Here is a 24,682-nt window from a genome sequence, read left to right as displayed (position 1 = left end):
AGGTGGATGTATGGCAGCGAAGAATATCGAAGAGGCAGTAGAGGCTATGGCAGCTGAACTTTTAGCGGGACAGGATGTCGTAGAGCTCGTTGATGTCGAGTACGTCAAAGAGCATACCGACTGGTATCTGCGTGTCTACATCGATAAAGACGGTGGCATTGATATCGAGGATTGTCAGGAGCTCAGCGAAAAGCTGGAAGCAGTGCTGGACGAGAAAAACACGATTCCGGACAGCTATATCCTGGAGGTATCATCACCGGGAATTGACCGCGTACTGCGCAAGCCGCGCGACTATGAGCGCGAGCAGGGCAAGAAGGTTGATGTCTCCCTTTATGCGCCAATGGATGGCAAAAAGGAATTGACTGGAGTCCTGACCGGCTTTGATGGCAAAGCCATTACGCTGGACGATTCTACGGTGGTAGAACTTTCGAAGGCAGCGCAGATTCGCCTGCATATTGATTTTTAAGGCTGTAACCAAAGGCCTTTTATAATTGGGAGGATAAGATTTTGGCAAGAAAAACAACGAAAGCGAAGGATAATGGACAGGAGTTCCTAGAGACACTGCGTGAGCTCGGTAAGGAGAAGGGCATCGATGAAGAGGTGCTGTTTGAAGCTATCGAGGCAGCATTGATTTCTGCGTACAAGCGCAACTTCAGTTCGGCCCAGAATGTCCGTGTTACGCTTTCTCGCGAGACGGGGCATTATCACGTATACGCAATCAAGACGGTTGTCGAGGATACGGAAGACGAGATTACGGAGATTTCGCTGGCTCAGGCTCGCACGATTCGTCCGGATTACGAAGTTGGCGATGTTATCGAAATCGAGGTAACGCCGGCTAACTTCGGCCGCATTGCTGCCCAGACGGCAAAACAGGTTGTTGTACAGCGCATCCGTGAGGCAGAGCGTGGGATTATTTACGAAGAATTCCAGAGCCGCGAGAGCGATATCCTGACGGGCCTTGTTCAGCGCATCGAAAACCGCAATGTCTTCATTGACCTTGGCAAGACGGAAGCGGTACTCACGCCGGCTGAGCAGATTCCGACGGAAAGCTATGAGCATGGCGATCGCATCAAGGCCTATATCGTCGAAGTCAAAAAGACCAACAAGGGCCCGCAGATTGTCGTTTCCCGTACGCATCCAGGCCTTTTGAAGCGCCTCTTTGAGCTCGAGGTTCCGGAGATTCAGGAAGGCATTGTAGAAATCAAGTCGGTTGCCCGCGAACCGGGCAACCGCTCGAAGATTGCCGTTTGGTCCAAGGATGAGGATGTCGATCCGGTTGGTTCCTGCGTCGGTCACCGCGGCATGCGCGTTCAGGCAATTGTCGATGAACTCGGCAGCGAGAAAATCGACATTGTTAAATGGAGCGAAGACCCGGCCAAGTTCATTGCCAATGCACTGAGCCCGGCTAAGGTTGTATCGGTTGCCGTCAACGAAGAGGAGAAAGTCTCCCGCGTTGTCGTTCCGGATTATCAGCTCTCGCTGGCCATCGGCAAAGAGGGCCAGAATGCACGCCTGGCCGCCAAACTTACCGGCTGGAAAATCGATATCAAGAGTGAGTCTCAGGCTGCTGATGAACAGCTTGATGCCAACATGAACGAAGTCGAGGTCGAGAGCGATGAGTCTTTCACGGCAGAGGGTGAATGATTTTGAAAACGAGGAAAATTCCGCAGCGGATGTGCCTGGGGTGCCAGGAAAGTCATCCGAAAAAGGAACTAATTCGTATTGTACGCAGTCCGGAAGGCGAGTATTCTGTGGATACCACGGGCAAGAAAGCCGGCCGCGGGGCGTATATCTGTCCAAAGCAGGAGTGCTTTGAGGCCGCTCGTAAGAATCACGGCCTCGAGCGTTCCTTCAAGAATGCTATCGATCCTGCCGTTTATGAGGAGCTCGAGCAGCAGCTCAAGAACCTTGCGACGGTTCGGACAGAGGAATAACTATGGCATTTACAAATGAACAGCGCATCACCAATCTTTTGAGCATGGCCCAGCGGGCGCGCCGGATTGTTTCCGGTTCGTTTGCCGTTGAGCAGGCGATGAAGAAAAAACAGGCAGTATATCTTTTGATTGCCGCAGATGCAGCTGATGAATCGAAAAAGACCTACATAGGTTTAGCAAATAGATATGAGGTTCCTTATGCAGAAGGGCTTAACCGCGAAGTGCTCGGAAGCTGCCTCGGGAAAGAATACCGGGCCGCTGCCGCACTTACTGACGCGGGTTTTGCCAAGAAACTGCACCAGCTTATGGAGGAATCGCTATGATATAATCGGGGGTGGATTGATGTCCAAATACAGAGTTTTTGAATTGGCTAAAGAGTTCCATACGGAGAGCAAAGTAGTACTGGATATCCTGAAGAAAGGTAATTATAAAGTGGCAAATCATCTGAGCAGTGTCGGTGACGAAGAACGTAACGCAATCAAAGCACATTTCGAGAAGAAATCGGCACCAGCTGCCAAGAGTCAGCCAAAAGCTGCTCCAGTAAAAAAAGAGCAGCCGAAACAGGCGGCTCATGCGGAGAAGCAGAACAATTCGCATAACAACAACAGCCACAACCACAACCATAACCATAACAATGGCGGCAATGGCGCCCATAACAATGGGGAACGCCGTACGGAAAGCAGCCAGAATCATGGGGGAAATCACAACGGCGGCCGCAACGACCGTAACGACCGTAACGACCGTAATGAGCGCAATGACCGCAACGAACGCGGCAACAAACGTAACGACCGCAACAATCGCAATGAGCGCAATAACCGTGGCGGCAACAATCGAGGCGACCGCAACAATCGCCGCAATGGCCGCAACAACCGCCGTGGCGGCAACCAGCAGCCGGCACCGAAGGTCGAGATCGCTCGTCCGAAGCACATCAAGCTGCCGGAGAGCATCGCAGTAAAAGACCTCGCTTCGAAGATGAGCTACACGGCTGCCGAAGTCGTCAAGAAGCTCTTCATGATGGGCGTAATGGCAACCATCAACCAGGAAATCGACTTCGATACGGCAGCACTCGTTGCTTCGGAGTTCGGCGTTACCTGTGAGGAACTGCCGCCAGATGTAGACCCAACGGAAATCCCGGAGATCGAGGACGATCCGAAATCCCTCAAACTCCGTCCGCCGGTCGTAACGGTCATGGGTCACGTTGACCATGGTAAGACGTCGCTCCTCGACTGCATCCGCAACACGCATGTGCAGACGCACGAGGCTGGCGGTATCACGCAGCACATCGGTGCTTATCAGGTCAACTGCTCGGGCAAGAAGATTGTCTTCCTCGATACCCCGGGTCATGAGGCCTTCACGGCTATGCGTGCGCGCGGTGCCCAGATTACGGATATCGCAATCCTCGTCGTCGCTGCTGACGACGGTGTCATGCCGCAGACCATCGAGGCTATCAACCATGCCAAATCCGCTGAGGTTCCTATCATCGTGGCTATCAATAAGATTGATAAACCGGGCGCTAATCCGGACCACGTCAAACAGGAACTCATGGAGCATGGTCTCGTGCCGGAGGAATACGGCGGGGATACCATCATGGTTCCGGTTTCGGCCAAGAAACAGATGGGTATCGATGACCTTCTCGAAAACGTCCTGCTCGTCGCTGAGGTCGAGGAGCTCAAAGCTAACCCGAACCGTGAGGCTCGCGGCGTAATCATCGAGGCAAAACTCGATAAAGGCCGTGGTACGGTGGCTACGGTTCTCGTTCAGAGCGGTACGCTGCGCATCGGTGATTCCATCGTTTGCGGCACGACTTACGGTAAGGTCCGTGCAATGACCGACGACCGCGGCAACAACGTCAAGAAGGCTGGCCCGTCCGTTCCGGTTGAGATCCTTGGTCTCAACGATGTACCGGCTGCCGGCGATATCCTGGCTGTCCTCGACGAGAAACAGGCCCGCAGCATTGCGGAAGCCCGCGTAGAGCGCGAGCGCAACCAGCTCATGAAGAGCAAGAAGGTTTCCCTCGATGCGCTGTTCCAGCAGATTCAGGAAGGCGAAATCAAGGACCTCAACATCGTCGTCAAAGCCGACGTTCAGGGTTCGGTCGAGGCACTTTGCGGTTCGCTCCTCAAACTCAACAAGAACGACGAGGTTCGCGTTTCCATCGTTCACTCTGGTGTCGGTGCCGTCAACGAGTCCGATGTCATGCTCGCTTCGGCTGCTAATGCTATCATCATCGCGTTCAACGTCCGTCCGGATGCCAATGCGCGCAAGGTAGCTGACACTGAGGATGTCGACATCCGCACCTACCGCGTCATCTACGATGCACTCAACGATGTCAAAGACGCTATGAGCGGCATGCTCAAGCCGAAATACAAAGAGGTCGTTCAGGGCCGCGTCGAAATCCGTCAGGTCATGAAGTTCTCGAAGGCTCTCGTTGCTGGTTCTTATGTCCTCGAAGGCAAGATTTGCAACAACTCGAAAATCCGTATCATCCGCGACAACATCGAAGTGTTCGATGGCGAAATCGATTCGCTGCGCCGCTTCAAGGATGAGGTCAAGGAAGTCCGCGAGGGCTATGAGTGCGGTATCTCGATTGTCGATTTCCGCGACTTCAAGGAAGGCGACATCATCGAGGCTTACACGATGGAAGAGATTGCTACGTCTATCGCCGAGGCCAACAAGGCAGCTGCTGAGAAACGCAAGGCACAGGCAGAAGCCAAGAAAGAGATGGAAGATTGATAATTACGACGAACGATAAAGGGGGCGTGTGCCGATGAGTCAGCTTCGAGTAGAAAAAGTACAGGAGCTCATGAAGCAGGAAATCAGCCAGATTATCCTGCAGGAGTTGAAAGACCCGCGCATTGGGTTTGTGACGGTTACTTCCGTCGAGTGTACGGGGGACCTCCGGGAAGCAAAAATCTACGTGAGCCTCATGGGCAGCGAGCAGCAGGTTAAGGATTGTTGGGCTGGACTTACGAGCAGTCTCGGGTTCATCCGCCGCGAAATCGGCAAACGCATCCGCCTGCGCTTCACGCCGGAGCTTTCTTTCGCGCTGGATAAGTCGCTTGATTACAGTGCGCATATCCAGGAACTGCTGATTAAAATCAAAGCAGACGAGGAAGAAAAAGCGAATCCGACTGAGGAGCAATAAAAATACATGAAAATTTCATTGAGGGAAACTGCGGCTAAATTGTCAGCGGCGCAGAAAATTATCATCACGGCGCATACGAATCCCGATGGCGATGCTATCGGCTCGTCGCTCGGATTGATGCATTTTTTGCAGGAGCTTGGCAAAGAGGCGCAGGTTCTCATCGATGATGATATCCCGGCAATATTTGATGTATTGCCGGGATATGAGCATATAGGGAAACCGGAAGAGGGACAGAGCATCGAAGCCGACCTGCTGGTCGCGCTCGATGTGAGTCTTGACCGCATCGGCAAAGTCAGCGAAGTGGTCAAAGCGCCGGTCCTTAACATCGACCATCACATCACCAATGATGATACGGCCGATATGCTCTATCTCGATGGAACTTGTGCAGCTGCCGCAGAAATAATCTATCAACTGGTAAAAGAAATGGAGGGAACCTTCACGAAGGAATGCGCCATGTGCCTCTATACGGGGCTAGCAACGGATTCCGGCTGGTTCCGTTACTCCAATACGACGCCGGCGACCATGCGGGCCGGGGCGGAATTGATAGAAGCTGGTGTCGAGCCGAATATCATTTCCGAGGCGCTTGAGCGCAAGCCGTATGAAAGCGTCAAGGGGCTGGCCGATGCTATGCAGCATATCGAACTGTTCCATGAGGGCAGGGCGGTTGGCGTCTTCCTTGATTTTGCAACGATTGAGGCACTCGAATCCACTGAGGGACTTATCGATATGATTCGCGTCATCGATGGCACGGAGCTTGCCGTCGTGCTAAAGGAAAAGGAAAAGGACAGCTGCCGCGTCAGCATGCGCTCAAAGGGCCTGGACGTCACGAAGATTGCCACGAAGTTTGGCGGCGGTGGTCATGTCCGCGCGGCTGGCTGTGCCATTAAAAAGCCGTTTGCCGAGGCAAAGGCCGAACTTTTGGCGGCAATCAATGACGCTCTGGAGCAGCAAGCATGAGGGAGAGACGACCGGAATTTCCGGTGAATCCCGAAATCGGCGGTTTTTTAAATATCTTAAAACCACCAGGCATGAGCTCCCATGATGTCATCGGCTTCGTGCGGCGCGTACTGCACATCAAACGCGTTGGTCATGCGGGAACTCTTGATCCTGCCGCCGCAGGTGTCCTGCCAATTGCCGTCGGCCAGTCAGCCCGCCTGATTGAATACCTCGAATTGGCTGATAAAACCTATCGGGCCGAGGTAAAGCTGGGCATTGCCACGGATAGTGGCGATGACACCGGGGAAATCATCGAATCCATGACGGATTTTGTACCGCCAACGGCAGCACAAATTGAGGCTGTGCTGAAAAAGTTTACGGGCCGCATCACGCAGGTGCCGCCCGCGCACTCAGCAATCAAGATTAACGGCCGCCGGGCTTGTGACTTGATTCGCGAAGGCAAAAGCGTCGAGATACCGTCGCGGGAAATCATGATTCATCGGTTAGAGCTGCTCGCTCAGCGAGCCGATACAATCCTTATCGATACGGATTGCTCCAAGGGCACCTATATCCGCAGCCTTTGTGCCGATATTGGCGCCGCGCTTGGCATTCCTGCGACAATGGCCTTTCTCGTGCGCCGCCGCGTGGGGGATTTTCGCCTGGAAGATGCACTGACCTTGGAAGAATTCCAGGAGCAGGGGATAAACGCTTTGCTTGACCCGTCAAATTTTTTGAGTCATCTGGAGCGCTATGATTTGAATCCGCTGCGCGAAAAGGCTTTTTGTAATGGCCTTTCGACCGGCGAGCGGAAGCATATTCCGGAGCATGACACATTAAAAGTCTATGCCAGCGGCAAATTCATCGGCATTGGCCGTTTTGACCGGTCAACGATGGAAGTCGTTCCCGTCAAGGTGTTAAAGCAATAACATAACGATAGACCCGATTTCTCATGGGAGTCGGGTCTTTTTTGCGCCATAAAAAGGAATTTCGCTAGTTTTGTCTAATTTTTTACCTAAGAAAACGAAAGATGTCCGTAAGAGTTCTATCGCGATGGGATGGGCTGAATCATGGATAAATTTAACGACAAAATCGAAAAGACCAGTGATAGCTTTTTAAATATGCTAGCCAATGAAAATCCTTTTGAGGTGCTTTATTCGGCGCGCAATACCGGAAAATGGAAGATTGGGTATGATGAGCAGGGCAATATCATCAAAATGTCCTGGAGTGATTCTTTCAAAGTCATGCTGGGCTATGAAGATGATGCGGAATTTACCAAGGTTATGATGCATTGGCTCGATTATGTTTTGCCCGAAGACCGGGGACGCATTTTTAAACATATCGAGGAAGTCGATCATTGCCGGCAGAATGGCGCTGTTTTTCATATCGAATTTCGCATGTGGCGCAAGGATAATATTGCCCGCTGGTTTCATATTGCTGTGCGCAAACTTCGGAATCAGGACGGTTATCCGTGGCTGGCCGCTGGAATTATCACGGATGTTACCGAGCAGAAACAGCTCGAATTACAGCGGCAAATGTATAAAGTGCTCGCGCAGGAATTTTTGACGACTTATATTATTGACGCCTTGAATCATAGCATACGAGTCGTCCGCAATGACGGTAAAGCGGAAAATGCCAACGAGGAACTCGCCGCATTCGATGGCGGCTCGTATGAGGAGTTCATTGAAAATCTTTGTGAAAAGTATATTATCCCCGAGGACCGTGCCCGGATAAAACGCGATGTCGCCATCGATTCCTTGATGGAAAAAACGAAAAACGGCAATTTGTATCATATCAATTTTATGCTCGTAGATGAATGCGAACGACGGCGTTATTATCAGGGGACGTATTCGCGCATTATTGACGAGAACGACAACGTTGCCTTTTTCTATGGCTGCCGTGATGTCAGTGATATTGTCGAGAAGGAAAAGAAAAAGCAGGATGAGATTCAGGAGCGGCGCCGCCAGCTGGCCGAAGCTTACGAGACACAGGAAGCCCAGCTCGAAGAAATCCGCGTGCTCAATGACGAACTCGAAATTGCCAGAGATGCGGCGAATGCGGCCAACAAAGCCAAGACAGCGTTCCTTTTTAACATGTCGCACGATATCCGTACCCCGATGAATGCCATTATCGGTTTCACGAATCTCATCGAAAAAAATCTTGACGACAAGGAACAGGTACGGGAGTATCTGAAAAAAATCCAGGCATCCAATGAGTTTTTGCTGTCGCTTATCAACAATGTTCTCGAAATGGCCCGCATTGAAAGCGGTAAGACGACGATTGACGAATCCTATGGCAATGCCCGCGAGATTTATCATGCGATTTGCTCGGTTTTTGAAACGCAGATGCGCGAAAAGAATCTGACGTTTTCGCATACGCTCGACGTCAAGCATGAAGACTTGCTCGTGGATTTTACCAAGTTCCGCGAAATCATGCTGAATCTTTTAAGCAATGCTTATAAATACACCACGGCTGGCGGCAGCGTCTCGATGGATATCCGCGAGATTCCGTCCGTTAAGGAGGGCGTGGCCTTCTATCAGATTACGATAGCCGATACCGGCATGGGCATGCCGGAAGAATTTCTGCCGCATCTTTACGAAGCCTTTTCCCGCGAGAAGACGACGACACAGAGCGGCATTATGGGCACGGGCCTTGGCATGATGATCGTCAAGGAACTCGTCGATTTGCTCGGCGGGACCATTGAAGTGTCCAGCAAGCTTGGCAAAGGAACGACCTTTGTTGTAACTTTCCCGTTCCGCATTACCGAGCGCGTTGTGTACGCTGGCAAACAGGAAAACGTCGTCCGGGATTACACGAAATTCCGTGGCATGCGAATCCTGCTGGCCGAGGATAACGAGCTCAATGCCGAAATCGCTATGGCGATTCTAAGCGAGAAAGGCTTTGACGTTGAACATGCAGCCGATGGCGAGATTGCCGTGCAGATGATGGCAGCGGCTGCGGAGGGACAGTACGACTTGATCCTCATGGATATCCAAATGCCAAGGCTCAATGGGTATGAGGCAACGCGCAAGATCCGGAAACTGCCGAAGCCCTATCAGACTGGAATCCCGATTATCGCCATGACGGCCAATGCCTTCGATGAAGATAAGCACCGTGCCGTATTGGCCGGAATGAATGCCCATGTGCCCAAACCATTTGAGATCGATAAACTCTACGATACCATTGAAGAGGTGTTACTTGAAAAAGACCGCTACGTCCATCACGACGCACTCGAAGCGTTTCGTGAGAAATATGAGCAGCTTGGTTGCCTATGCGGCTTTTTTGTCTATCGGGCTGGCTTTGATGAACAAATCATTTATGCCGATGCCGATACGGCAGCTATTTTTGGCTGCTCAACGGTAGCCGAGTTTATGCAGTTTGTCGGCGGGTCCTTTAAAACGATGGTTCATGTCGAAGACGTCTTTGCCGTGCAGCAGTCTATTGAGGCCCAGCAGCAGGAGTCGGGCGACAACCTCGACTATATCGACTACGACATTATCCGCAAAGATGGTGCCATCCGCCATGTGGCCGATGTGGGCTACAAGGTATTTAACGGGACGGAATACGTCTATTACGTTTATCTCGCCGATGTTACCGAACTCAATACCGACTGATCAAACGCCATTGTTTCCGTTTTGCCCTTGGCAAAATTGGGACAATGGCGTTATAATATATCGATGGAAATTTCTTTATAAACAGGTGATATCATGAAAATTTACTCGAAGCTTACTGCTTTGAGCAAGGAATATCAAAATATTGTCGTGGCGTTAGGCATGTTTGACGGCGTGCACATCGGGCATCAGAGTATCATTCGCCGGGCGGTAGAGCTGGCTCGTGCAATCGATGGAACGGCCGTGGTGTTTACCTTCAGCAATCATCCGATGTCCGTCATTGCTCCCATCGCCTTGCCGAAACAGATTGGCAACAATTTGCTTCGGCAGCGCCGCCTCGCTGAAATCGGTGTTGATGCGCTCGTATCGATTCCGTTTACGAAAGACTTTGCGGCCAAAAGCCCCGAAGAATTTCTGGCCATGTTAAAATCGTATTTTGCGCCTCGTTATGTGGTGACGGGCCCTAATTACACCTTTGGCGCCAAAGGCAAAGGTACGCAGCGCCAATTGCTCCGCGAGGGCAAAGACTACGGCTTTACAGCCGAAGTCTGTCAGGCAATCCTGCGGGATGGCAGACCAGTCAGCAGTACGCGCATCCGCGCGCTTCTCGATCTCGGAAATCTGGCCGAGGCAAATGACTTTTTGGGTTATCCCTTTACGGTCGTTGACCGCGTAATTCATGGCGACAAACGGGGGAGGACTTTGGGCTTTCCTACGGCCAATCTTGCCATCCCCGATGAACGGGTCATGCTTCCGAACGGGGTCTACGCCTGTGAAGTCGTTTACGATGGCAAGCATTACGCCGGCCTTGCCAACATCGGCACGAATCCGACCTTTGAAGGCTGCAACCGCCGGCTCGAGGTAAACATCCAGCAGTTTAACCAGAACATCTACGATAAAGTCATCGAGGTACGTTTTCTTGGCAAGTTGCGCGAGGAGAAGAAATTTAACGGTATCGACGCACTGGTCGCCCAAATGCACCGCGATAAAGAAAACGCGCAGAGTTACTGGCGTGCAATCGAGTAACGAATAATGCTGGCGTTTTTTTGCCGCAGGCATTTACAAAACACGCGTATTTATGCTATACTAGCAAAGGTGATTTTTCACCATAGGACCTCAGCTCAGCTTGCGAAGTACTCCGACGCACCCTTAGCTGATGGCTAATATTTTATTTATAGGAGGAGTTTTCACATGTTAACTCAGGAAGCAAAACAGGAAATCATGCAGAAGTATGCCGTTCACGAGGGTGACACGGGTTCGCCGGAAGTACAGATCGCTGTTCTCACGGCTCGCATCCAGTACCTCACGGACCATCTGAAGGAGCACAAAAAGGATCATCATTCCCGTCGTGGCCTGCTGAAAATGGTTGGTCATCGTCGCCGTCTCCTCAGCTACCTCTACAAGACGGACATCGAGCGTTATCGTTCCATCATCGCTAAGCTCGGCATCCGCGCTACGATTGGCTAATTAACAGGCGATTCCTGATAAAAAAGCGGGTTTATTCCCGCTTTTTTTACTTTACCATAAAGGATTATTCCCAAATACGTCGAACAAGATACATTACGTTGGAAATAATTATCGTACTAACATACTAGGAGGAATAGATTCATGCAGAGTTTCGAAATGGAACTGGGTGGCCGCAAGCTCGTCATTGAGAACGGCAAAATGGCGAAACAGGCAAATGGTGCGGCACTGGTTCGCTATGGCGATACGGTTGTGCTGGTTACGGCTACGGCTTCCGCTGAACCGCGCGAGGGGGTAGATTTCTTCCCGCTGACGGTTGATTATGAGGAAAAGATGTACGCTGCCGGCAAGATTCCGGGTGGCTTTATCAAACGCGAGGGCCGTCCGTCGAGCGACGCCATTCTCTGCGCGCGTCTTATCGACCGTCCGATTCGTCCGCTGTTCCCGAAAGGATTCCGCAACGACGTCCAGATTGTCGCTACGGTTCTGTCGGTAGAGCAGGACAATGCTCCGGAGCTCGCGGCTATGATTGGTGCTTCGGCAGCGCTGACGGTTTCGGATATTCCGTTTATGGGCCCGATTGCCGGTGTCCGCGTCGGCCGCGTCAATGACGAGTTCGTCATCAACCCGACTGAAGAACAGCGCAAGGTTTCGACGCTGAACTTGACCGTTGCCGGCTCGAAAGACGCCGTCATGATGGTTGAGGCTGGTGCCAACGAACTGCCAGAGGACGTCATCCTCGATGCTATCCTCTATGGTCATAAGGAAATCCAGCGCATCGTCGCTTGGCAGGAAGAAATCCAGCAGGCTTGCGGCAAGGAAAAACGCGAAGTCAAACTGTTTACGGTGCCGGAAGAGCTCGAAAAAGCTATCAGCGATTACGCCAAAGACCGTCTTGACGAGGCAACCCGCAACCCGGATAAACTCGACCGCGATGCGCATATCGCTGACATCAATGCCGACGTCATGGAGCACTTCCTCGTCGACTATCCGGAAATGGATAAAGAGATTGCCATGGCACTGCATGACCTCGAAAAATCCATTGTCCGCCACATGATTACCCATGAGAAGATTCGTCCGGATGGCCGTGAAGTCGAAGAAGTCCGCCCGGTAAGCTGCGAAGTTGGCCTGCTGCCGCGCACGCATGGTTCCGGTCTCTTCACGCGTGGTCAGACGCAGGTTCTTACGGTTACGACGCTCGGCTCTCTCGGTGACGAGCAGATTATCGATGGCCTTGGACCTGAGACAAAGAAACACTACATCCATCACTATAACTTCCCTGGCTATTCGGTCGGTGAGGCTAAACCAATCCGCAGCCCGGGCCGCCGTGAAATTGGTCATGGTGCCCTCGCAGAGCGCGCACTCGTACCGGTTATCCCGTCCACGGAAGAATTCCCGTATACGATTCGCTTGGTATCGGAAATCCTCGAGTCCAACGGCTCAAGCTCCATGGGCTCGGTCTGCGGCTCCACGCTGTCGCTGATGAATGCCGGTGTTCCTATCAAACGTCCGGTTTCCGGCGTTGCTATGGGCCTTGTCAAAGAGGGCGATGCCTATACAATTCTCACCGATATTCAGGGCATGGAAGATGCGCTCGGCGATATGGACTTCAAGGTCGCTGGTACGACCGAAGGCGTTACTGCTATCCAGATGGATATCAAAGTTGCTGGCATCGACCGCAACATCCTGTCGTCGGCCCTGCAGCAGGCAAAACGTGGCCGTGCGTTCATCCTCGGCAAGATGCTCGAATGCATCGCTGAGCCGGCTGCTGACCTCTCGCCGTATGCACCGCGCGTGGAGACCATCAAGATCAAAGTCGACAAGATCCGCGACGTCATCGGTACGGGCGGCAAAGTTGTCAAGAAAATCATCGATGAGACTGGTGTCGAAATCGACATCCACGAAGACGGCAATATCTTTATCTCCTCCGTTGATGCGGAAGGCATGAAGAAGGCAAAACAGATGATTGAAGACATTGTCCGCGAAGTCGAAGTCGGTGAGGTATATACTGGTAAAGTAACGCGTCTGATGAAATTCGGTGCGTTCGTCGAAGTGCTGCCGGGCAAGGAAGGACTCTGCCACATCTCGCAGCTTTCGAACCATCGTGTCGAAAAAGTCGAAGACGTCGTCCAGATTGGCGATCAGCTGCAGGTCAAAGTCGTTGAAATCGACGACAAAGGCCGCGTAAACCTCAGCCATAAGGCTTGTCTCTAATTCAATAAACGATATCGAAAAAGACGCTGATGAAATGGATAAGCATTTCATCAGCGTCTTTTGTTATTTATCCCGATAATGACTGCCGCATTGGGCAATAAAGATGGTATCATCCAATATTTTATAGACGATGCGATTTACATTATCAATACGACGGCTCCAATAGCCTGACAAATCCGCTCGCAATGGTTCCGGTTTGCCAATGCCAGTATAGCCATTGCGGTCAATATCTTTTATAAGTGCAAGGATTCGTTTTAACGTTTTTTTGTCTTGCTTTTGCCAATAGCAAAAATCATCCCAAGCGGCATCCGACCATGATTTTATCATAAGTCAACCTCATGAATGGTTCCGTGCCCCTTTTCTAATTGCGAGATGGATTCTTTGAGTCTAGCAATGTTCTCTTCACTATAAAAGGGATCTGCGGGAGCTGTAATCTCAAAAGGAATACGTCTCTCATTGGTAACCTTTTTGGCAAAGATGGTAAAGGCGGTCGTAAGATTCATGCCCATTGCCTTGCAGATTATTTCCATTTCACGTTTCAAATTCGCATCGATACGCAGATTAATGGTTGCCTGTGCCATATCTAACACCTCCGTAACTATATTATACAACATTTGTATATACATCGTAAAGATTATCGGCGAGTACAAAAATCTTTTCAAATTGATTGATTGGGGATATTTATCGCGAGCCAGGAATTTGCAAGTAAATGATACGGGGATTCGCCGTGCCGATGGTATGAAATTTAACGTCATACAGGGGGAAACGAATCAGTCGAACATCGGTGTCCGGCATTACTCTTTCACCGGCGAGAAGCAAGGAAAAGATTACGAAATGGAGGCGAGTATTTCCAGCCTGGAATTTATAGAAAGGGATAAATAATATCACCCGTATAGACCAGAAACGGCCCTACATCCTAATAGCACTAGGATGTAGGGCCGTTTTTTGTCTCAAAAAGTGTACTTTTTGATAAAGGTGCATTTTTCTTATTTACTTTTAATCTTTTGCCTTTTGGGGCTTATAAAGAGCTAAAAACAAACAAAAATGGACATATGTCAGTGTGAATGCTATAATAATCCTTGTGATTATCTTGTCTCAAAAAGTACACTTTTTGATAAATATAGCACTTATTCGTAGATGTATAAACTACATGAAATTGAACCGTAGGAAAAGGAGCAGCGTAACGATATGGAAAACGAAGAGAGCATTGACCTGGGACGACTCATGCAGATCATGCTGGAGCGAAAGAAGGTAGTAGGGGGTATCGTCGCCGGCTGTACGGCACTGGCGATTGGTACGGCATTTATCTTGCCGAAACAGTACGAATCGACAACCCTCGTCCAGACGCGCAGCGCGGGTAAGGACATCGGTGGTGCGGCTGCCATGGCTGCCGCTATGGGAATAAACATTGGTGGCAGCAGCTCCAATGCTTCGCCGCTCAATTACATCGAGCTGATGAAAAGCCGCCGTGTTCTCGAACCAATCATCGATGAAATCGAGTGGCCGGATGATAAGAAACCGGATGCAAAGGCCTTTGCCAAGAAGAACCTCAAAATCGAGAATACCAAGCAGACCAATCTCATCACGGTAACGGCCACGGGCCGTACGCCAGAAGAAGCTCAGCTAATCTCGCAGGGAGTCGTGGATAATTTCCTCACCATGCAGACCGAGAACAGTCAGCAGACGCAGAGCCTCTTGGTAACCTTCCTAAACGACCGCATCGAAAATGCCAAACAGGAAGCTGACGATGCGGCAGCAAAACTGGCTGCTTTCCAGAAAGAGCATAAGCTCTATAGTCCCAGTGACCAGGCAAAGCTCGCTATCGAACAGTTAAACGCCTATGACAAAACCATTGGTGAAATGCAGGTAGCGCAGAAATCGGCCCAGGCTCAGTACGACGTCGCTACCCAGAAACTCGGGGAGCAGAAAGCTGGAGCCGCTAGCTACAACATCAACGATAACAGCACCGTCCAGAGCATCCGTGCGCAGATTGTCGCGAAGGAAGTCGAACTCGTCGGTCTACGTCAGAAATATACCGATAATCATCCCGATGTAATCGCCGCTAAGAATCAGCTAGCCCAGCTCCAGCAGGCACTTTCCGATGAAGTTGGCGCAGTCGTTGGCTCCAACGCTGCCAGCCTTAACGCAGCGCAGATGGAAATCCTCAAGAATCAGGCGGTGGCCCAAGCCGAGGCTAGTGCCGCTACTGCCAGTGAAGAAGCCATCAAAGCAAAAAAATCTGAGAAAGAAGCCGAAATTGGCAAACTTCCCGATGCCATGATGAACTATATCCAGCTCGAAAGCGATGCCAAAATCAAACAACAGATATATCTGAGCCTCGTCCAGCAGTGCGAACAGGATAAAATCCAGGAAGCCATGGAGAGCATGGATATCCAGATAATCGACGCCGCCAATCTCCCCGACGAAGACAAGCCGGCAGCACCACGCAAAATGCTTATTGCAATTATTGGCTTTGTCATTGGCTGTCTGATTAGCTTTGGTTATGGACTCATATGCTATAAACGAGAAGAAAACGTGTGACGGGGGATGACAAATTGAGACGACGCCACAATCGTAAAGTTATGATTATCGTTAATGCTGCCACGAATTTGGCAAATTTTCGTAATGAGATTATTGAAGGCTTGCTGGCAGAGAATTATGAAGTCATCATCGTATCACCCGCAGGGAAAAGATTGCTACCCTATAAGCAAAAAGCTGGTTGTCAAGTTATCGAAATCCCGGTTAATCGCCATGGCAAGAATCCTTTTCAGGAAATGGCGCTTTTTATGAAATATTTTCGTGTGATGAAGGCAAAACGACCTATCTGTGTGCTTACCTATACCATTAAGCCCAATATTTATGGCGGGATGGCAGCGAGATTATTACGCATACCATACCTGGTGAATATTACAGGTTTAGGAGTGGTTTTTGATAATAAAAATATGTTGCAAAAGACCATCGTAGTTCTTTACCGTCGGGTAATGAAGCATGCAACTTGCGTGTTCTTTCAAAACAAAACGAATCGCAGCACCTTCATTCGTTTGGGGATAGGCTTCCCTTGTTCGGAGATAATTCCTGGCTCGGGGGTGAATTTGGAAGCAAATACCTTGGAACCATATCCAGCAGAAAATGAACCACCCAAATTTCTTTTTGTAGCCCGAATCATGAAGGATAAAGGTATCCATGAATATGTAGATGCAGCTCGGATTATTCGCAAACAATATCCGCAGGCGGAGTTTCATGTGATTGGCAATTGTGAATTTGGTTATGAAGAACAGGTAGCGAAATGGGCCGAGCAGGGCGATATCATTTACCACGGTGCGCAGCCGGATGTACATAGTTTTATGAAAAAATCACATGCGCTTATTCATCCGTCCTTTTACATGGAGGGAATGTCAAATGTCTGTCTGGAAGCAGCAGCAACGGGGAGACCAGTGATTACTACTAACTGGTTAGGATGCAAGGAAACTGTAGACGATGGCAAAACCGGATATATCTTCGAGCCTCGCAATGTTACTGCGTTGGTTAAAGTAATAAAGAAATTTATCGAATTACCATATTCGGACAAAGTAACGATGGGATTAAATGGCCGGAAGAAAATGGAAAATCAATTTGATCGGCAGTTAGTAGTTAATTCTTATATGAAAGAGATCAACAGACTGGCAGAGTATTGAGGAAAGAAGGTTTGGAATGTCCTATATAATACGCTTGGATGATGCGGCTCCACGCATGCACCATTTTAGATGGAACAAAATGGAAGCTATACTACGTAAGTTTTATATCCATCCCCTTATTGGCATAATTCCCGATGTGCAGGATAAAGATCTTATTGTATATGAAGAAAATAAAGATTTTTGGCAGAAGATGAGAGAGTGGCAAAACTCAGGTTTTGCCCATTTAGCGCTGCATGGATATCAGCATGTATACCACACAACAAGTGGTGGGATAAATCCAGTAAATCAGCGGTCAGAGTTTGCAGGTGTCTCTTTGGATACGCAAATAAAAATGCTGAAGAAGGGCTATGAAAAGCTATTGATAGAAGGAATCACAGTCGATACGTTTTTTGCACCATCCCATACATTTGATGACAATACAATCAAAGCATTAAAAGAAGTAACACCAATTCGTATCATTTCCGATACGGTAGCAAATGATGTGTATGTAAAAAATGACATAACTTTTGTGCCACAGCAATCTGGTAAATGCCGTGCTTTGCCTTTTAAAGTTACAACTTTTTGTTACCATCCCAATGAAATGACTCCAGTGGACTTTATTCAATTAGAAAATTTTTTGATCAAGCATGGCAAAGAATTTGTGGATTTTAGTAGTGTAATAAAGGCTCGGCCTTATGGAAAGCTGGATAAAGCAATTCATGAAATGTATTTTTATCGGAAAAGACGTAGGCTGAAAAGAGGATAATCTTGGCAGAAGAATTACACGTTCTACATGTAGTTGGGGCAATGAATATTGGCGGTATTGAAAATATGCTGATGACTTTAATGCCCTATATGCGGAAAAAAGGGATAATTTTTGATTTTGCTGTTCATGGTGAGACTATTGGAATCCATGAGCCAAAAATTAAAGAATTAGGAGGTAAGATATATCACTTGCCTAAATTTGTTGGAGTAAATATTTTTACATATCTACTTGCATGGCGAAATTTGTTTGTCTGTCATCCTGAGTTGAAAATCATCCACGGGCATATGACATCTACCGCCAGTATTTATTTATGTTTAGCGAAAAAATATGGCCGCATAACGATTGCGCATAGCCATAGTACAAGCACAAGCGGGGGACGAATCGTGTATGGAGTGAAGCGCCTGTTGGAATATCCGTTGCGCTATATAAGTGATTATCTCTGTGCCTGCTCGGCAGCTGCCGCTGATTATCGTTTTGGTAAAGGTACGCATAATCGTAGTAATTATTTCCTTTGGCATAATGCTATCGATACGGAAAAATTTAAATTTTCAGCGGAGAAACGAAAAGAATATCGAAAAAAACTTGGTATAGCGGAACATACAGTGGTAATTGGTCATGTAGGACGTATGGTTTCTGCCAAAAATCACAAGTTTTTATTGGAAATTTTTGCAGCATATAGGCAGATAAATATGGATTCAAAACTGTTGTTGCTTGGTAATGGGCCAATGCGGAAAGATATAAAAAAAAAATCGGAAGAAATGGGATTGATGGATGAGGTGATTTTTATCGGCGCAGTGAAGAATCCTGCTGATTACTTATCTGCGATAGACGTATTTTGCTATCCATCGTTGTATGAAGGCCTATCAGTAGCTATGATAGAGGCTCAGATTAACGGGAAAATATGTTTAGGTTCAGATGTAATTCCAAGAGAAGTAGTCATATCGAATAAGATAAAATTTTTACAGTTAACTTTATCTGCTAATGAATGGGCAAAAAAGATAGAAACATTAAGAAAAGACAATGATACGATAAAAATGATTAATAACCCTTATATAGTTAAAAATGTTACAGAAGAAATAAATGAAAAATATAGAAGTATATGTGGTTAGGAGGTATAATGTTGGATTTTATTAGGAAAAAATGGGGAGTGCCAATTCGTGATATATGGTTTACCAATACACATGAGGCCGTAGATTTTAGTTTTATCAATATAGCGTATAACTTCTATAAGCCTATTGTGGATGAGAGAGGAATCATACTAAAGAAGTGGCAAAGTCAAACTTTGGTTTCAGATATTTCAAAAACTCCGGAAGAGATATTAGCAAATTTCAAGAGTAGATTGCGTAATAAGATACGACGAGCCACAAGAGAAGGTATAACTGTCAAGGTATTTGAATCAAGAGAGATATTAAAAAATAACATAATAAGTGAGTTCGATGCGGCGTATATGGAAATGTACTATGATAAAGGTCAAAAAGGGAAAAGTATTGCACATAGATTATATGGTATAGCAAAAGTGGGAAAATTGGTTATTAGTATTGCTTATTTACCGGATGGGACAATTGCAGCGTATCATAGCTATGTTATTGGAGAAAAAATTGCTAGATTGTTACATACAGTTAGTGTTTTTCGCGAAGAACCTGAGAAAAAAATGATGATTGGTTGGGCAAATAGGTTATTGCATTTTAAAGACATGTGTTCATTGCGTGAGCGTGGAGTGTCATTTTACGATTGGGGAGGAGTATCTCGGGATAAGAAAATGGAGAATATCACACGTTTTAAAGAAGAATTTAATGGTCAAGAACATAAAACGTTTTATTCAGTTATTATCCGAGGCTGAAAAAAACAATCAGTAATTTAAACGGTAGGGAGAAGTATGAATAATAAAGATGTAATACACGTAGTACTCGCAAGTGACAATAATTATTTTCCATATATATATGTTGCCATAAAAACACTTATTCAATCTAATGAAAATAATGTAATAGATTTATACTATATTGAAGATAATGTGACTGATGAAAATTTATCATATTTAAAAGAACTTCAAAAAAATAATATAAAAATAACAGTTATACCGTTTAAATTGCCTTCTCCATATGACAAGATATTGCCTAAATTTATGGATGATTCGTTGCCTAATGTTATTGAAACGACTAATACGACTTATGCAAAATTTTGGTTTTGTGAAATGTTTCCTAATTTAAACAAGATTTTGTATTTAGATCCAGATGTACTAGTTTTAGATGATTTGTATGAATTATATTCGACATGTATAGACGATTATCTTATTGCGGGCGTTGTCGAAAATTTACCAGCATATCATAGAATAGCTTCAAAAATGAATTGGAAAGACAGCTATGTGAATGGTGGGATGTTGCTAATGAATTTGAAGAAATGGAGAGACGAAAAGATTAATGAAAAAATAATGAAGCGTTTATTGGATACTAAGAAGATATTGAATTATGATCAAGGGATTATAAATGAAGTATGTAATGGGAGTATATATGTACTACCCCCTAAATTTAATGTGTTAGCTGAATTGTTCGCAATACGTAGTGTGGAAAAAATAAAAAAAAGATATGATTTTTATAAATATTATACACAGCATCAAGTTGATGAAGCTGTATATAATCCGGTGATAGTGCATTTTACTAAGTTTTTGTATGGAAAACCTATGAATTTGCCATGTAAGCATCCATATGCAGGGGTGTTTAGATGGATGATAAGACTTTCACCAATAAAAGTTGATTTTTCAAATACTTCCTTACCAAGGAAAGTTCGCATACGGAGAGCTTTTTTTAAATACTTACCCTTTAGTATTTATAATTTTTTAGAAAAGGTTTTGGACATTAGGCGAAAATATAAAATTTAAGTATTATAATCAAGGAGATTATAATGGAATTTCTTCTAAAAAAAATATATACAGTGTTATCTATATGTGCTCCGTTTTTGTCGTTTTATTATATTGGAACAGTCCCACTTATAAGTATTTTGATGGTAATTTGGATAATTTTTAAGTTTTGGAATATTTTATTAGAAGCAGAACTAAGAAAACCAAATATAGATTTAGGCTTATTTATATTGTTGTTGCTCATAATAATTAATTCTGCATTTATGACTTTAAATAATGAAATAGACTTAAAATATAATTCGTTAATAAATTACATATTCTTCTTGTTGGTTACAGCTCTCTGTGGCCGATCAAATTATGAACCAATATTAGGATACAAATTATGGAAGTTATTTGCTGTTGTTTCATCAATCTTTATTCTCGTTCAAATGACGGTGTTTTGGACAACAGGAGTGATTATATCTGGATATTTACCATTCCTTGATACGATTTATACTGACGATACTGTGAAGATGCAAGGATGGGATTCAACACGTTATAGACCTTCGTCGTTTTTTGCAGAACCATCTCATTATGGAACGTATGTAGGGGCTTTTTTATTGCTGTATTTATTTCAAGGAAAAAATAATAAAATAATCATTTCACTCTTGGTGCTTGGAATAATAGTATCAGTCTCGTCTGCTGGATTTACAATTTTGTTTTTTGATATAATTCTTTTTGCTTTGATTAAAGTTCGAATTAGAAAACATTATAATAAAGTAATTCCTGTTTCGATAATAGTGATGATTTTATGTTATATAGCTATAAATATGGGCATTACAAATAGAATTTTAGATCATATTTTGCTTTCAGATATGAATGATAGTGGATATCCATCTGGGATATATCAAAGGATAAATGGATTCTTGGAATATACTCCAAATATGAATTGGATAATTACAAATCCTTTTGGCCAAGGGATGTTTGAATTGCCTGACGATAACGGATTGTTTTTTTGCGGTTTGATGCAGTATTATTTATTCTTTGGAATAATTGGACTTAGTACACTGTTGATGATAATGATTAGTTGGTTTGTTGTAGCAAATTATATACAGAAAATTTATTTATTGTTAATACTGCTTTTGTCATGCTTTGGTAATCCACTTTTTGGTTCTGAACCATTTGGATGGTATTCTAAACTATATTATGCAAATGATAGATTGGAAAAGTAATAATTGCTGGGTGAGAGAGGGCAATATGAAATATAGAGAAAGTGTATTAAGTAAGCAGTTGTATGAATTAAATAAAGATAGATTAATAAAATTATATAATCCGATAATTAACCCTAATAAAACAAAGAGTGATCTTGTATACTGTTTTTCTTGGTATATAAAAAAGTTTATAGCAAAAATATTAAGAGCGTCAATTATAGATGAAGAAAATCATTTATCATTAGAAGAGATGAGTAATACGGATAAAGTTGTAGATATTGATTTGCAACATATACCACGAATAGCTGTTTATACATGTGTTCTTGGTGGATATGATAAATTATGGGAGCCTCTTTATAGAAGTAGCTATTGTGATTATTATGCAATTACAGATTTTGATATAGATAGTGAAAGTATATGGAATAGAATTGAGTATGAAAAATTTATACCACATGTTGAGAATAAAACTAATTTTACATACATAAATAGATGGTGTAAAATGCACCCACATAACATTTTTCCTCAATATGAATATTCTGTTTATATTGATGGCAGCGTTTTAATTGTAGCTGATATTGTTCCGTTGGTGCTAAAGATGATAAAGTCAGGTAGTTTTATAGGAATACATAAACATGGCATAAGAAAATATATAAAAACTGAGGCAAAGGCTATTGTAAAAACAAAAAAGAATATTGATAGAAAAACCTTATACAATCAGATCCATAAATATAAAAGCCGTGGTTATAATGATGATATCCCTTTGTTAGAAGCAACTATTATTGTACGAAAACATAATCATAATAAATGTATAAAAGTGATGGAGGATTGGTGGGATGAGTTTATTAAATATAGTCCTCGTGATCAGATAAGTTTACCATATGTATTATGGAAAAATGGTATGACTATAGATGATATATATATATTAGGAAATGATGAACATTTTAATCCTAGATTTGTTATAAATGGACATAATCGATAGTATAAAAATAATAAAATGTTTAACATGAATTTTTTATAAAGTTAATCATTTCTTTGTTGGTATGTATGTTGCGTGGTAGGTTTTATATATAATGTCTATAAAAAATAAAAACCGCCGGATATACGGCGGTAAGAATTTATTCAAATATTTCCTTTACTTGGATTTCTAAATCATCATAAAGGCTGATTTTTAGTGATAATTGTTGTTCAGCTTTTTCAGATTTACTGAGGGCTGCCCAGTCTTCTTCATCGAAGTGGTGGTAGATGTTATCGAGTTCGTATTTTCCGTTGCGGAGGATGTAGACTTCGATAGCTTCATCTTTAGGGCTGATAATCCAGTATTCCTTGACACCGTACTTTTCGTAAATTTCTTTTTTGATGGTTATATCACGTCGGTGGGTGCTGGGGGATAGAACTTCTACGATAAAGTCTGGTGCACCGTCGATATTGTTCTTTTTGATTTTGTCCGGATCGCAGACAACAATTAAGTCTGGAATGAAGTGATTGTCTTCATCGAAGATAACTTCAGCTTCGGTTAGTACTTGACATTTTTTACCACGTAAAAATTGCCAAAGTATACCGGAAAGATTTCGTTGTATGAGTATGTGCTTAATGCTAGCTGGACTCATAGCTATTTCACGTCCTTGAATCAGTTCAATCTTAGGATCTTCTTGTATAGCATACATGATAATGACCTCCTTTACCTATATTATATCATGAAAAATTGAAGGGAAGTAGTGTGTTTTGAAAATCGCAATTGCAGGTACAGGTTATGTTGGCCTGTCTAATGGTATCTTATTGGCACAGCATAATGAGGTAGTGGCGCTGGATGTTGTGCCAGAGAAGGTGGATATGCTGAATCAGGGGCAGTCTCCGATTGTGGATGGGGATATTTCGGATTTTCTGGCGCATAAGGAGCTGAACTTCCGAGCTACTTTGAACGCGCAGAAAGCGATTGAGGGGGCAGAGTTCGTGATTATCTCCACGCCGACCAACTATGACCCGGATAAAAATTTCTTCGATACTTCTTCGGTAGAGTCAGTAATTGAGGAAGTGTTGGATATTAATCCGCAGGCGGTGATGGTGATAAAGTCTACTGTTCCTGTTGGGTATACGGAGCAGATGAAGAAGCGGTATAAGGCGGATAATATCATTTTCTCGCCGGAGTTTCTGCGGGAGGGGAAGGCTTTGCACGACAATCTCTATCCATCCCGGATTATTGTTGGCGAACGGTCGGAACGGGCAAAGTTATTTGCAGGTTTGTTGGCAGAAGGGGCCGTAAAAGAAGAGATTCCCACACTGTTTACGGGCTCTACTGAAGCAGAAGCTATAAAGCTCTTTGCGAATACCTGCTTGGCGTTGCGAGTGGCGTACTTTAATGAACTTGATTCTTATGCGGAGGCTCGTGGTCTTAATACAGCGGAGATTATACGTGGTGTTAGTCTTGATCCGCGTATCGGTGATTTCTACAACAATCCATCTTTTGGGTATGGTGGTTACTGCTTGCCAAAAGATACAAAGCAGCTCTTAGCTAACTATAAGGATGTGCCCCAAAATCTCATCGGGGCAGTAGTGGAAGCTAATCGTACTCGTAAAGATTTTATTGCTGATGCGATTATCGCAAAGCAGCCAAAGGTTGTAGGGATTTATCGTCTGACGATGAAGACGGCATCGGATAATTTCCGCGCTAGTGCCATCCAGGGCATCATGAAGCGAATCAAGGCCAAAGGTATTCCCTGCATTGTATATGAGCCGACACTTAAGGAAGATAATTTCTTCCGGTCTGAAGTTGTCAACGATTTGGAAGACTTTATGAATCGAAGTGATGTGATTGTGGCCAACCGTTGGAATGATGCGCTTAGTGATGTGCGAGACAAGGTTTTTACAAGAGATATTTTCAGCAGAGATTGAAATTAGTCTTTCTGTCTGAGAAAGATGGC

General features: G+C 45.2%; 25 protein-coding genes. 22 read left to right on the top strand and 3 right to left on the bottom strand.

From position 1 onward, the window contains the following. Nucleotides 1–10 precede the first annotated feature (10 nt). From FZ040_RS02165 to FZ040_RS02110, 12 genes are all read left to right on the top strand, one after another. Nucleotides 11–466, top strand: coding sequence for a ribosome maturation factor RimP (locus tag FZ040_RS02165; protein ID WP_033169241.1), 456 nt, complete (start codon nucleotides 11–13; stop codon nucleotides 464–466). 41 nt (nucleotides 467–507) lie between these two features. Further along, complete coding sequence (gene nusA, locus FZ040_RS02160; RefSeq protein WP_033169242.1) at nucleotides 508–1,644, top strand: transcription termination factor NusA; 1,137 nt, start codon at nucleotides 508–510, stop codon at nucleotides 1,642–1,644. Further along, entirely contained in the window at nucleotides 1,641–1,934 is a 294-nt protein-coding gene (gene rnpM / locus FZ040_RS02155; RefSeq protein ID WP_439653899.1) for an RNase P modulator RnpM, read from the top strand. Before nusA ends, rnpM begins: the two co-directional genes overlap by 4 nt. 2 nt (nucleotides 1,935–1,936) lie before the next feature. After that, entirely contained in the window at nucleotides 1,937–2,257 is a 321-nt protein-coding gene (locus FZ040_RS02150; RefSeq protein WP_149170484.1) for a L7Ae/L30e/S12e/Gadd45 family ribosomal protein, read from the top strand. A 19-nt stretch (nucleotides 2,258–2,276) separates the two neighbouring features. Then, a complete protein-coding gene (gene infB / locus FZ040_RS02145) occupies nucleotides 2,277–4,667 on the top strand; it encodes a translation initiation factor IF-2 (RefSeq protein WP_149170483.1) in 2,391 nt (796 codons plus the stop codon). Nucleotides 4,668–4,701: 34 nt separating this feature from the next. Beyond that, nucleotides 4,702–5,079 carry a 30S ribosome-binding factor RbfA gene (rbfA, locus tag FZ040_RS02140; RefSeq protein ID WP_149170482.1) on the top strand — a complete coding sequence of 126 codons (378 nt, stop codon included), beginning with the start codon at nucleotides 4,702–4,704 and terminating at the stop codon, nucleotides 5,077–5,079. Between the two features lie 6 nt (nucleotides 5,080–5,085). Further along, nucleotides 5,086–6,036 (top strand): DHH family phosphoesterase, encoded by a 951-nt coding sequence (locus tag FZ040_RS02135; protein ID WP_149170481.1) that lies wholly within the window; start codon nucleotides 5,086–5,088, stop codon nucleotides 6,034–6,036. Beyond that, nucleotides 6,033–6,941 carry a tRNA pseudouridine(55) synthase TruB gene (gene truB / locus FZ040_RS02130; RefSeq protein WP_255448700.1) on the top strand — a complete coding sequence of 303 codons (909 nt, stop codon included), beginning with the start codon at nucleotides 6,033–6,035 and terminating at the stop codon, nucleotides 6,939–6,941. Before FZ040_RS02135 ends, truB begins: the two co-directional genes overlap by 4 nt. A gap of 141 nt (nucleotides 6,942–7,082) precedes the next feature. Further along, complete coding sequence (locus FZ040_RS02125; RefSeq protein WP_149170480.1) at nucleotides 7,083–9,626, top strand: ATP-binding protein; 2,544 nt, start codon at nucleotides 7,083–7,085, stop codon at nucleotides 9,624–9,626. Nucleotides 9,627–9,719: 93 nt separating this feature from the next. Beyond that, nucleotides 9,720–10,649, top strand: a complete 930-nt coding sequence (locus tag FZ040_RS02120) for a bifunctional riboflavin kinase/FAD synthetase (protein ID WP_149170479.1) — start codon at nucleotides 9,720–9,722, stop codon at nucleotides 10,647–10,649. A gap of 165 nt (nucleotides 10,650–10,814) precedes the next feature. Further along, entirely contained in the window at nucleotides 10,815–11,090 is a 276-nt protein-coding gene (gene rpsO, locus FZ040_RS02115) for a 30S ribosomal protein S15 (protein ID WP_033169248.1), read from the top strand. Between the two features lie 141 nt (nucleotides 11,091–11,231). After that, the gene (locus FZ040_RS02110) at nucleotides 11,232–13,301 is read left to right on the top strand and encodes a polyribonucleotide nucleotidyltransferase (protein WP_149170478.1); all 2,070 of its coding nucleotides are present in this window, start codon (nucleotides 11,232–11,234) and stop codon (nucleotides 13,299–13,301) included. Nucleotides 13,302–13,364: 63 nt separating this feature from the next. On the opposite strand, the gene FZ040_RS02105 is transcribed toward FZ040_RS02110, so the two are convergent. Both FZ040_RS02105 and FZ040_RS02100 read right to left on the bottom strand, forming a co-directional pair. Then, nucleotides 13,365–13,628: a Txe/YoeB family addiction module toxin gene (locus FZ040_RS02105; protein WP_149170477.1), complete on the bottom strand. Its 264-nt coding sequence runs from the start codon at nucleotides 13,626–13,628 to the stop codon at nucleotides 13,365–13,367. Further along, nucleotides 13,625–13,882, bottom strand: a complete 258-nt coding sequence (locus FZ040_RS02100) for a type II toxin-antitoxin system RelB/DinJ family antitoxin (protein ID WP_149170476.1) — start codon at nucleotides 13,880–13,882, stop codon at nucleotides 13,625–13,627. The genes FZ040_RS02105 and FZ040_RS02100 overlap by 4 nt, the downstream gene beginning before the upstream one ends. Nucleotides 13,883–14,000: 118 nt before the next feature. Here FZ040_RS02100 and FZ040_RS02095 point away from each other — a divergent pair, with 118 nt between their 5' ends. The 9 genes from FZ040_RS02095 (at nucleotide 14,001) to FZ040_RS02055 (ending at nucleotide 22,743) form a co-directional block, all read left to right on the top strand. Next, entirely contained in the window at nucleotides 14,001–14,183 is a 183-nt protein-coding gene (locus FZ040_RS02095) for a hypothetical protein (protein ID WP_149170475.1), read from the top strand. Between the two features lie 306 nt (nucleotides 14,184–14,489). Continuing rightward, nucleotides 14,490–15,842 (top strand): GumC family protein, encoded by a 1,353-nt coding sequence (locus FZ040_RS02090; RefSeq protein WP_149170474.1) that lies wholly within the window; start codon nucleotides 14,490–14,492, stop codon nucleotides 15,840–15,842. A gap of 14 nt (nucleotides 15,843–15,856) precedes the next feature. Beyond that, nucleotides 15,857–16,975, top strand: a complete 1,119-nt coding sequence (locus tag FZ040_RS02085) for a glycosyltransferase family 4 protein (protein ID WP_149170473.1) — start codon at nucleotides 15,857–15,859, stop codon at nucleotides 16,973–16,975. Nucleotides 16,976–16,991: 16 nt separating this feature from the next. Beyond that, nucleotides 16,992–17,720 (top strand): DUF2334 domain-containing protein, encoded by a 729-nt coding sequence (locus FZ040_RS02080; RefSeq protein ID WP_149170472.1) that lies wholly within the window; start codon nucleotides 16,992–16,994, stop codon nucleotides 17,718–17,720. A 2-nt stretch (nucleotides 17,721–17,722) separates the two neighbouring features. Beyond that, nucleotides 17,723–18,829 (top strand): glycosyltransferase, encoded by a 1,107-nt coding sequence (locus FZ040_RS02075; protein ID WP_149170471.1) that lies wholly within the window; start codon nucleotides 17,723–17,725, stop codon nucleotides 18,827–18,829. A gap of 11 nt (nucleotides 18,830–18,840) precedes the next feature. Continuing rightward, complete coding sequence (locus tag FZ040_RS02070) at nucleotides 18,841–19,560, top strand: hypothetical protein (RefSeq protein ID WP_149170470.1); 720 nt, start codon at nucleotides 18,841–18,843, stop codon at nucleotides 19,558–19,560. 36 nt (nucleotides 19,561–19,596) lie between these two features. Further along, nucleotides 19,597–20,595 (top strand): glycosyltransferase family 8 protein, encoded by a 999-nt coding sequence (locus tag FZ040_RS02065; protein WP_149170469.1) that lies wholly within the window; start codon nucleotides 19,597–19,599, stop codon nucleotides 20,593–20,595. Between the two features lie 23 nt (nucleotides 20,596–20,618). Continuing rightward, nucleotides 20,619–21,785 (top strand): hypothetical protein, encoded by a 1,167-nt coding sequence (locus FZ040_RS02060; RefSeq protein WP_149170468.1) that lies wholly within the window; start codon nucleotides 20,619–20,621, stop codon nucleotides 21,783–21,785. A gap of 25 nt (nucleotides 21,786–21,810) precedes the next feature. Then, a complete protein-coding gene (locus FZ040_RS02055) occupies nucleotides 21,811–22,743 on the top strand; it encodes a glycosyltransferase domain-containing protein (protein WP_187620205.1) in 933 nt (310 codons plus the stop codon). Nucleotides 22,744–22,879: 136 nt separating this feature from the next. On the opposite strand, the gene FZ040_RS02050 is transcribed toward FZ040_RS02055, so the two are convergent. After that, complete coding sequence (locus FZ040_RS02050; protein WP_149170466.1) at nucleotides 22,880–23,428, bottom strand: Uma2 family endonuclease; 549 nt, start codon at nucleotides 23,426–23,428, stop codon at nucleotides 22,880–22,882. 58 nt (nucleotides 23,429–23,486) lie between these two features. Between FZ040_RS02050 and FZ040_RS02045 the strand changes: the two genes are divergently transcribed. After that, nucleotides 23,487–24,653, top strand: coding sequence for a nucleotide sugar dehydrogenase (locus FZ040_RS02045; RefSeq protein WP_149170465.1), 1,167 nt, complete (start codon nucleotides 23,487–23,489; stop codon nucleotides 24,651–24,653). Nucleotides 24,654–24,682 lie beyond the last annotated feature (29 nt).

The sequence above is a fragment of the Pseudoselenomonas ruminis genome (assembly GCF_008271295.1).
Taxonomy (GTDB): Bacteria; Bacillota; Negativicutes; order Selenomonadales; family Selenomonadaceae; genus Selenomonas_A; species Selenomonas_A ruminis.
The sequence above is the reverse complement of the archived record's forward strand: the minus strand, read 5'-3'. Positions and strand labels throughout refer to the sequence as shown.

Bases quoted from the DNA above. Each gene is read 5' to 3' on its own strand.
- FZ040_RS02165 (WP_033169241.1), top strand. From the start codon at position 11: ATGGCAGCGAAGAATATCGAAGAGGCAGTAGAGGCTATGGCAGCTGAA.
- rnpM (WP_439653899.1), top strand. From the start codon at position 1,641: ATGATTTTGAAAACGAGGAAAATTCCGCAGCGGATGTGCCTGGGGTGC.
- FZ040_RS02150 (WP_149170484.1), top strand. From the start codon at position 1,937: ATGGCATTTACAAATGAACAGCGCATCACCAATCTTTTGAGCATGGCC.
- infB (WP_149170483.1), top strand. From the start codon at position 2,277: ATGTCCAAATACAGAGTTTTTGAATTGGCTAAAGAGTTCCATACGGAG.
- rbfA (WP_149170482.1), top strand. From the start codon at position 4,702: ATGAGTCAGCTTCGAGTAGAAAAAGTACAGGAGCTCATGAAGCAGGAA.
- FZ040_RS02135 (WP_149170481.1), top strand. From the start codon at position 5,086: ATGAAAATTTCATTGAGGGAAACTGCGGCTAAATTGTCAGCGGCGCAG.
- truB (WP_255448700.1), top strand. From the start codon at position 6,033: ATGAGGGAGAGACGACCGGAATTTCCGGTGAATCCCGAAATCGGCGGT.
- FZ040_RS02125 (WP_149170480.1), top strand. From the start codon at position 7,083: ATGGATAAATTTAACGACAAAATCGAAAAGACCAGTGATAGCTTTTTA.
- FZ040_RS02120 (WP_149170479.1), top strand. From the start codon at position 9,720: ATGAAAATTTACTCGAAGCTTACTGCTTTGAGCAAGGAATATCAAAAT.
- rpsO (WP_033169248.1), top strand. From the start codon at position 10,815: ATGTTAACTCAGGAAGCAAAACAGGAAATCATGCAGAAGTATGCCGTT.
- FZ040_RS02110 (WP_149170478.1), top strand. From the start codon at position 11,232: ATGCAGAGTTTCGAAATGGAACTGGGTGGCCGCAAGCTCGTCATTGAG.
- FZ040_RS02105 (WP_149170477.1), bottom strand. From the start codon at position 13,628: ATGATAAAATCATGGTCGGATGCCGCTTGGGATGATTTTTGCTATTGG.
- FZ040_RS02100 (WP_149170476.1), bottom strand. From the start codon at position 13,882: ATGGCACAGGCAACCATTAATCTGCGTATCGATGCGAATTTGAAACGT.
- FZ040_RS02090 (WP_149170474.1), top strand. From the start codon at position 14,490: ATGGAAAACGAAGAGAGCATTGACCTGGGACGACTCATGCAGATCATG.
- FZ040_RS02080 (WP_149170472.1), top strand. From the start codon at position 16,992: ATGTCCTATATAATACGCTTGGATGATGCGGCTCCACGCATGCACCAT.
- FZ040_RS02065 (WP_149170469.1), top strand. From the start codon at position 19,597: ATGAATAATAAAGATGTAATACACGTAGTACTCGCAAGTGACAATAAT.
- FZ040_RS02060 (WP_149170468.1), top strand. From the start codon at position 20,619: ATGGAATTTCTTCTAAAAAAAATATATACAGTGTTATCTATATGTGCT.
- FZ040_RS02055 (WP_187620205.1), top strand. From the start codon at position 21,811: ATGAAATATAGAGAAAGTGTATTAAGTAAGCAGTTGTATGAATTAAAT.
- FZ040_RS02050 (WP_149170466.1), bottom strand. From the start codon at position 23,428: ATGTATGCTATACAAGAAGATCCTAAGATTGAACTGATTCAAGGACGT.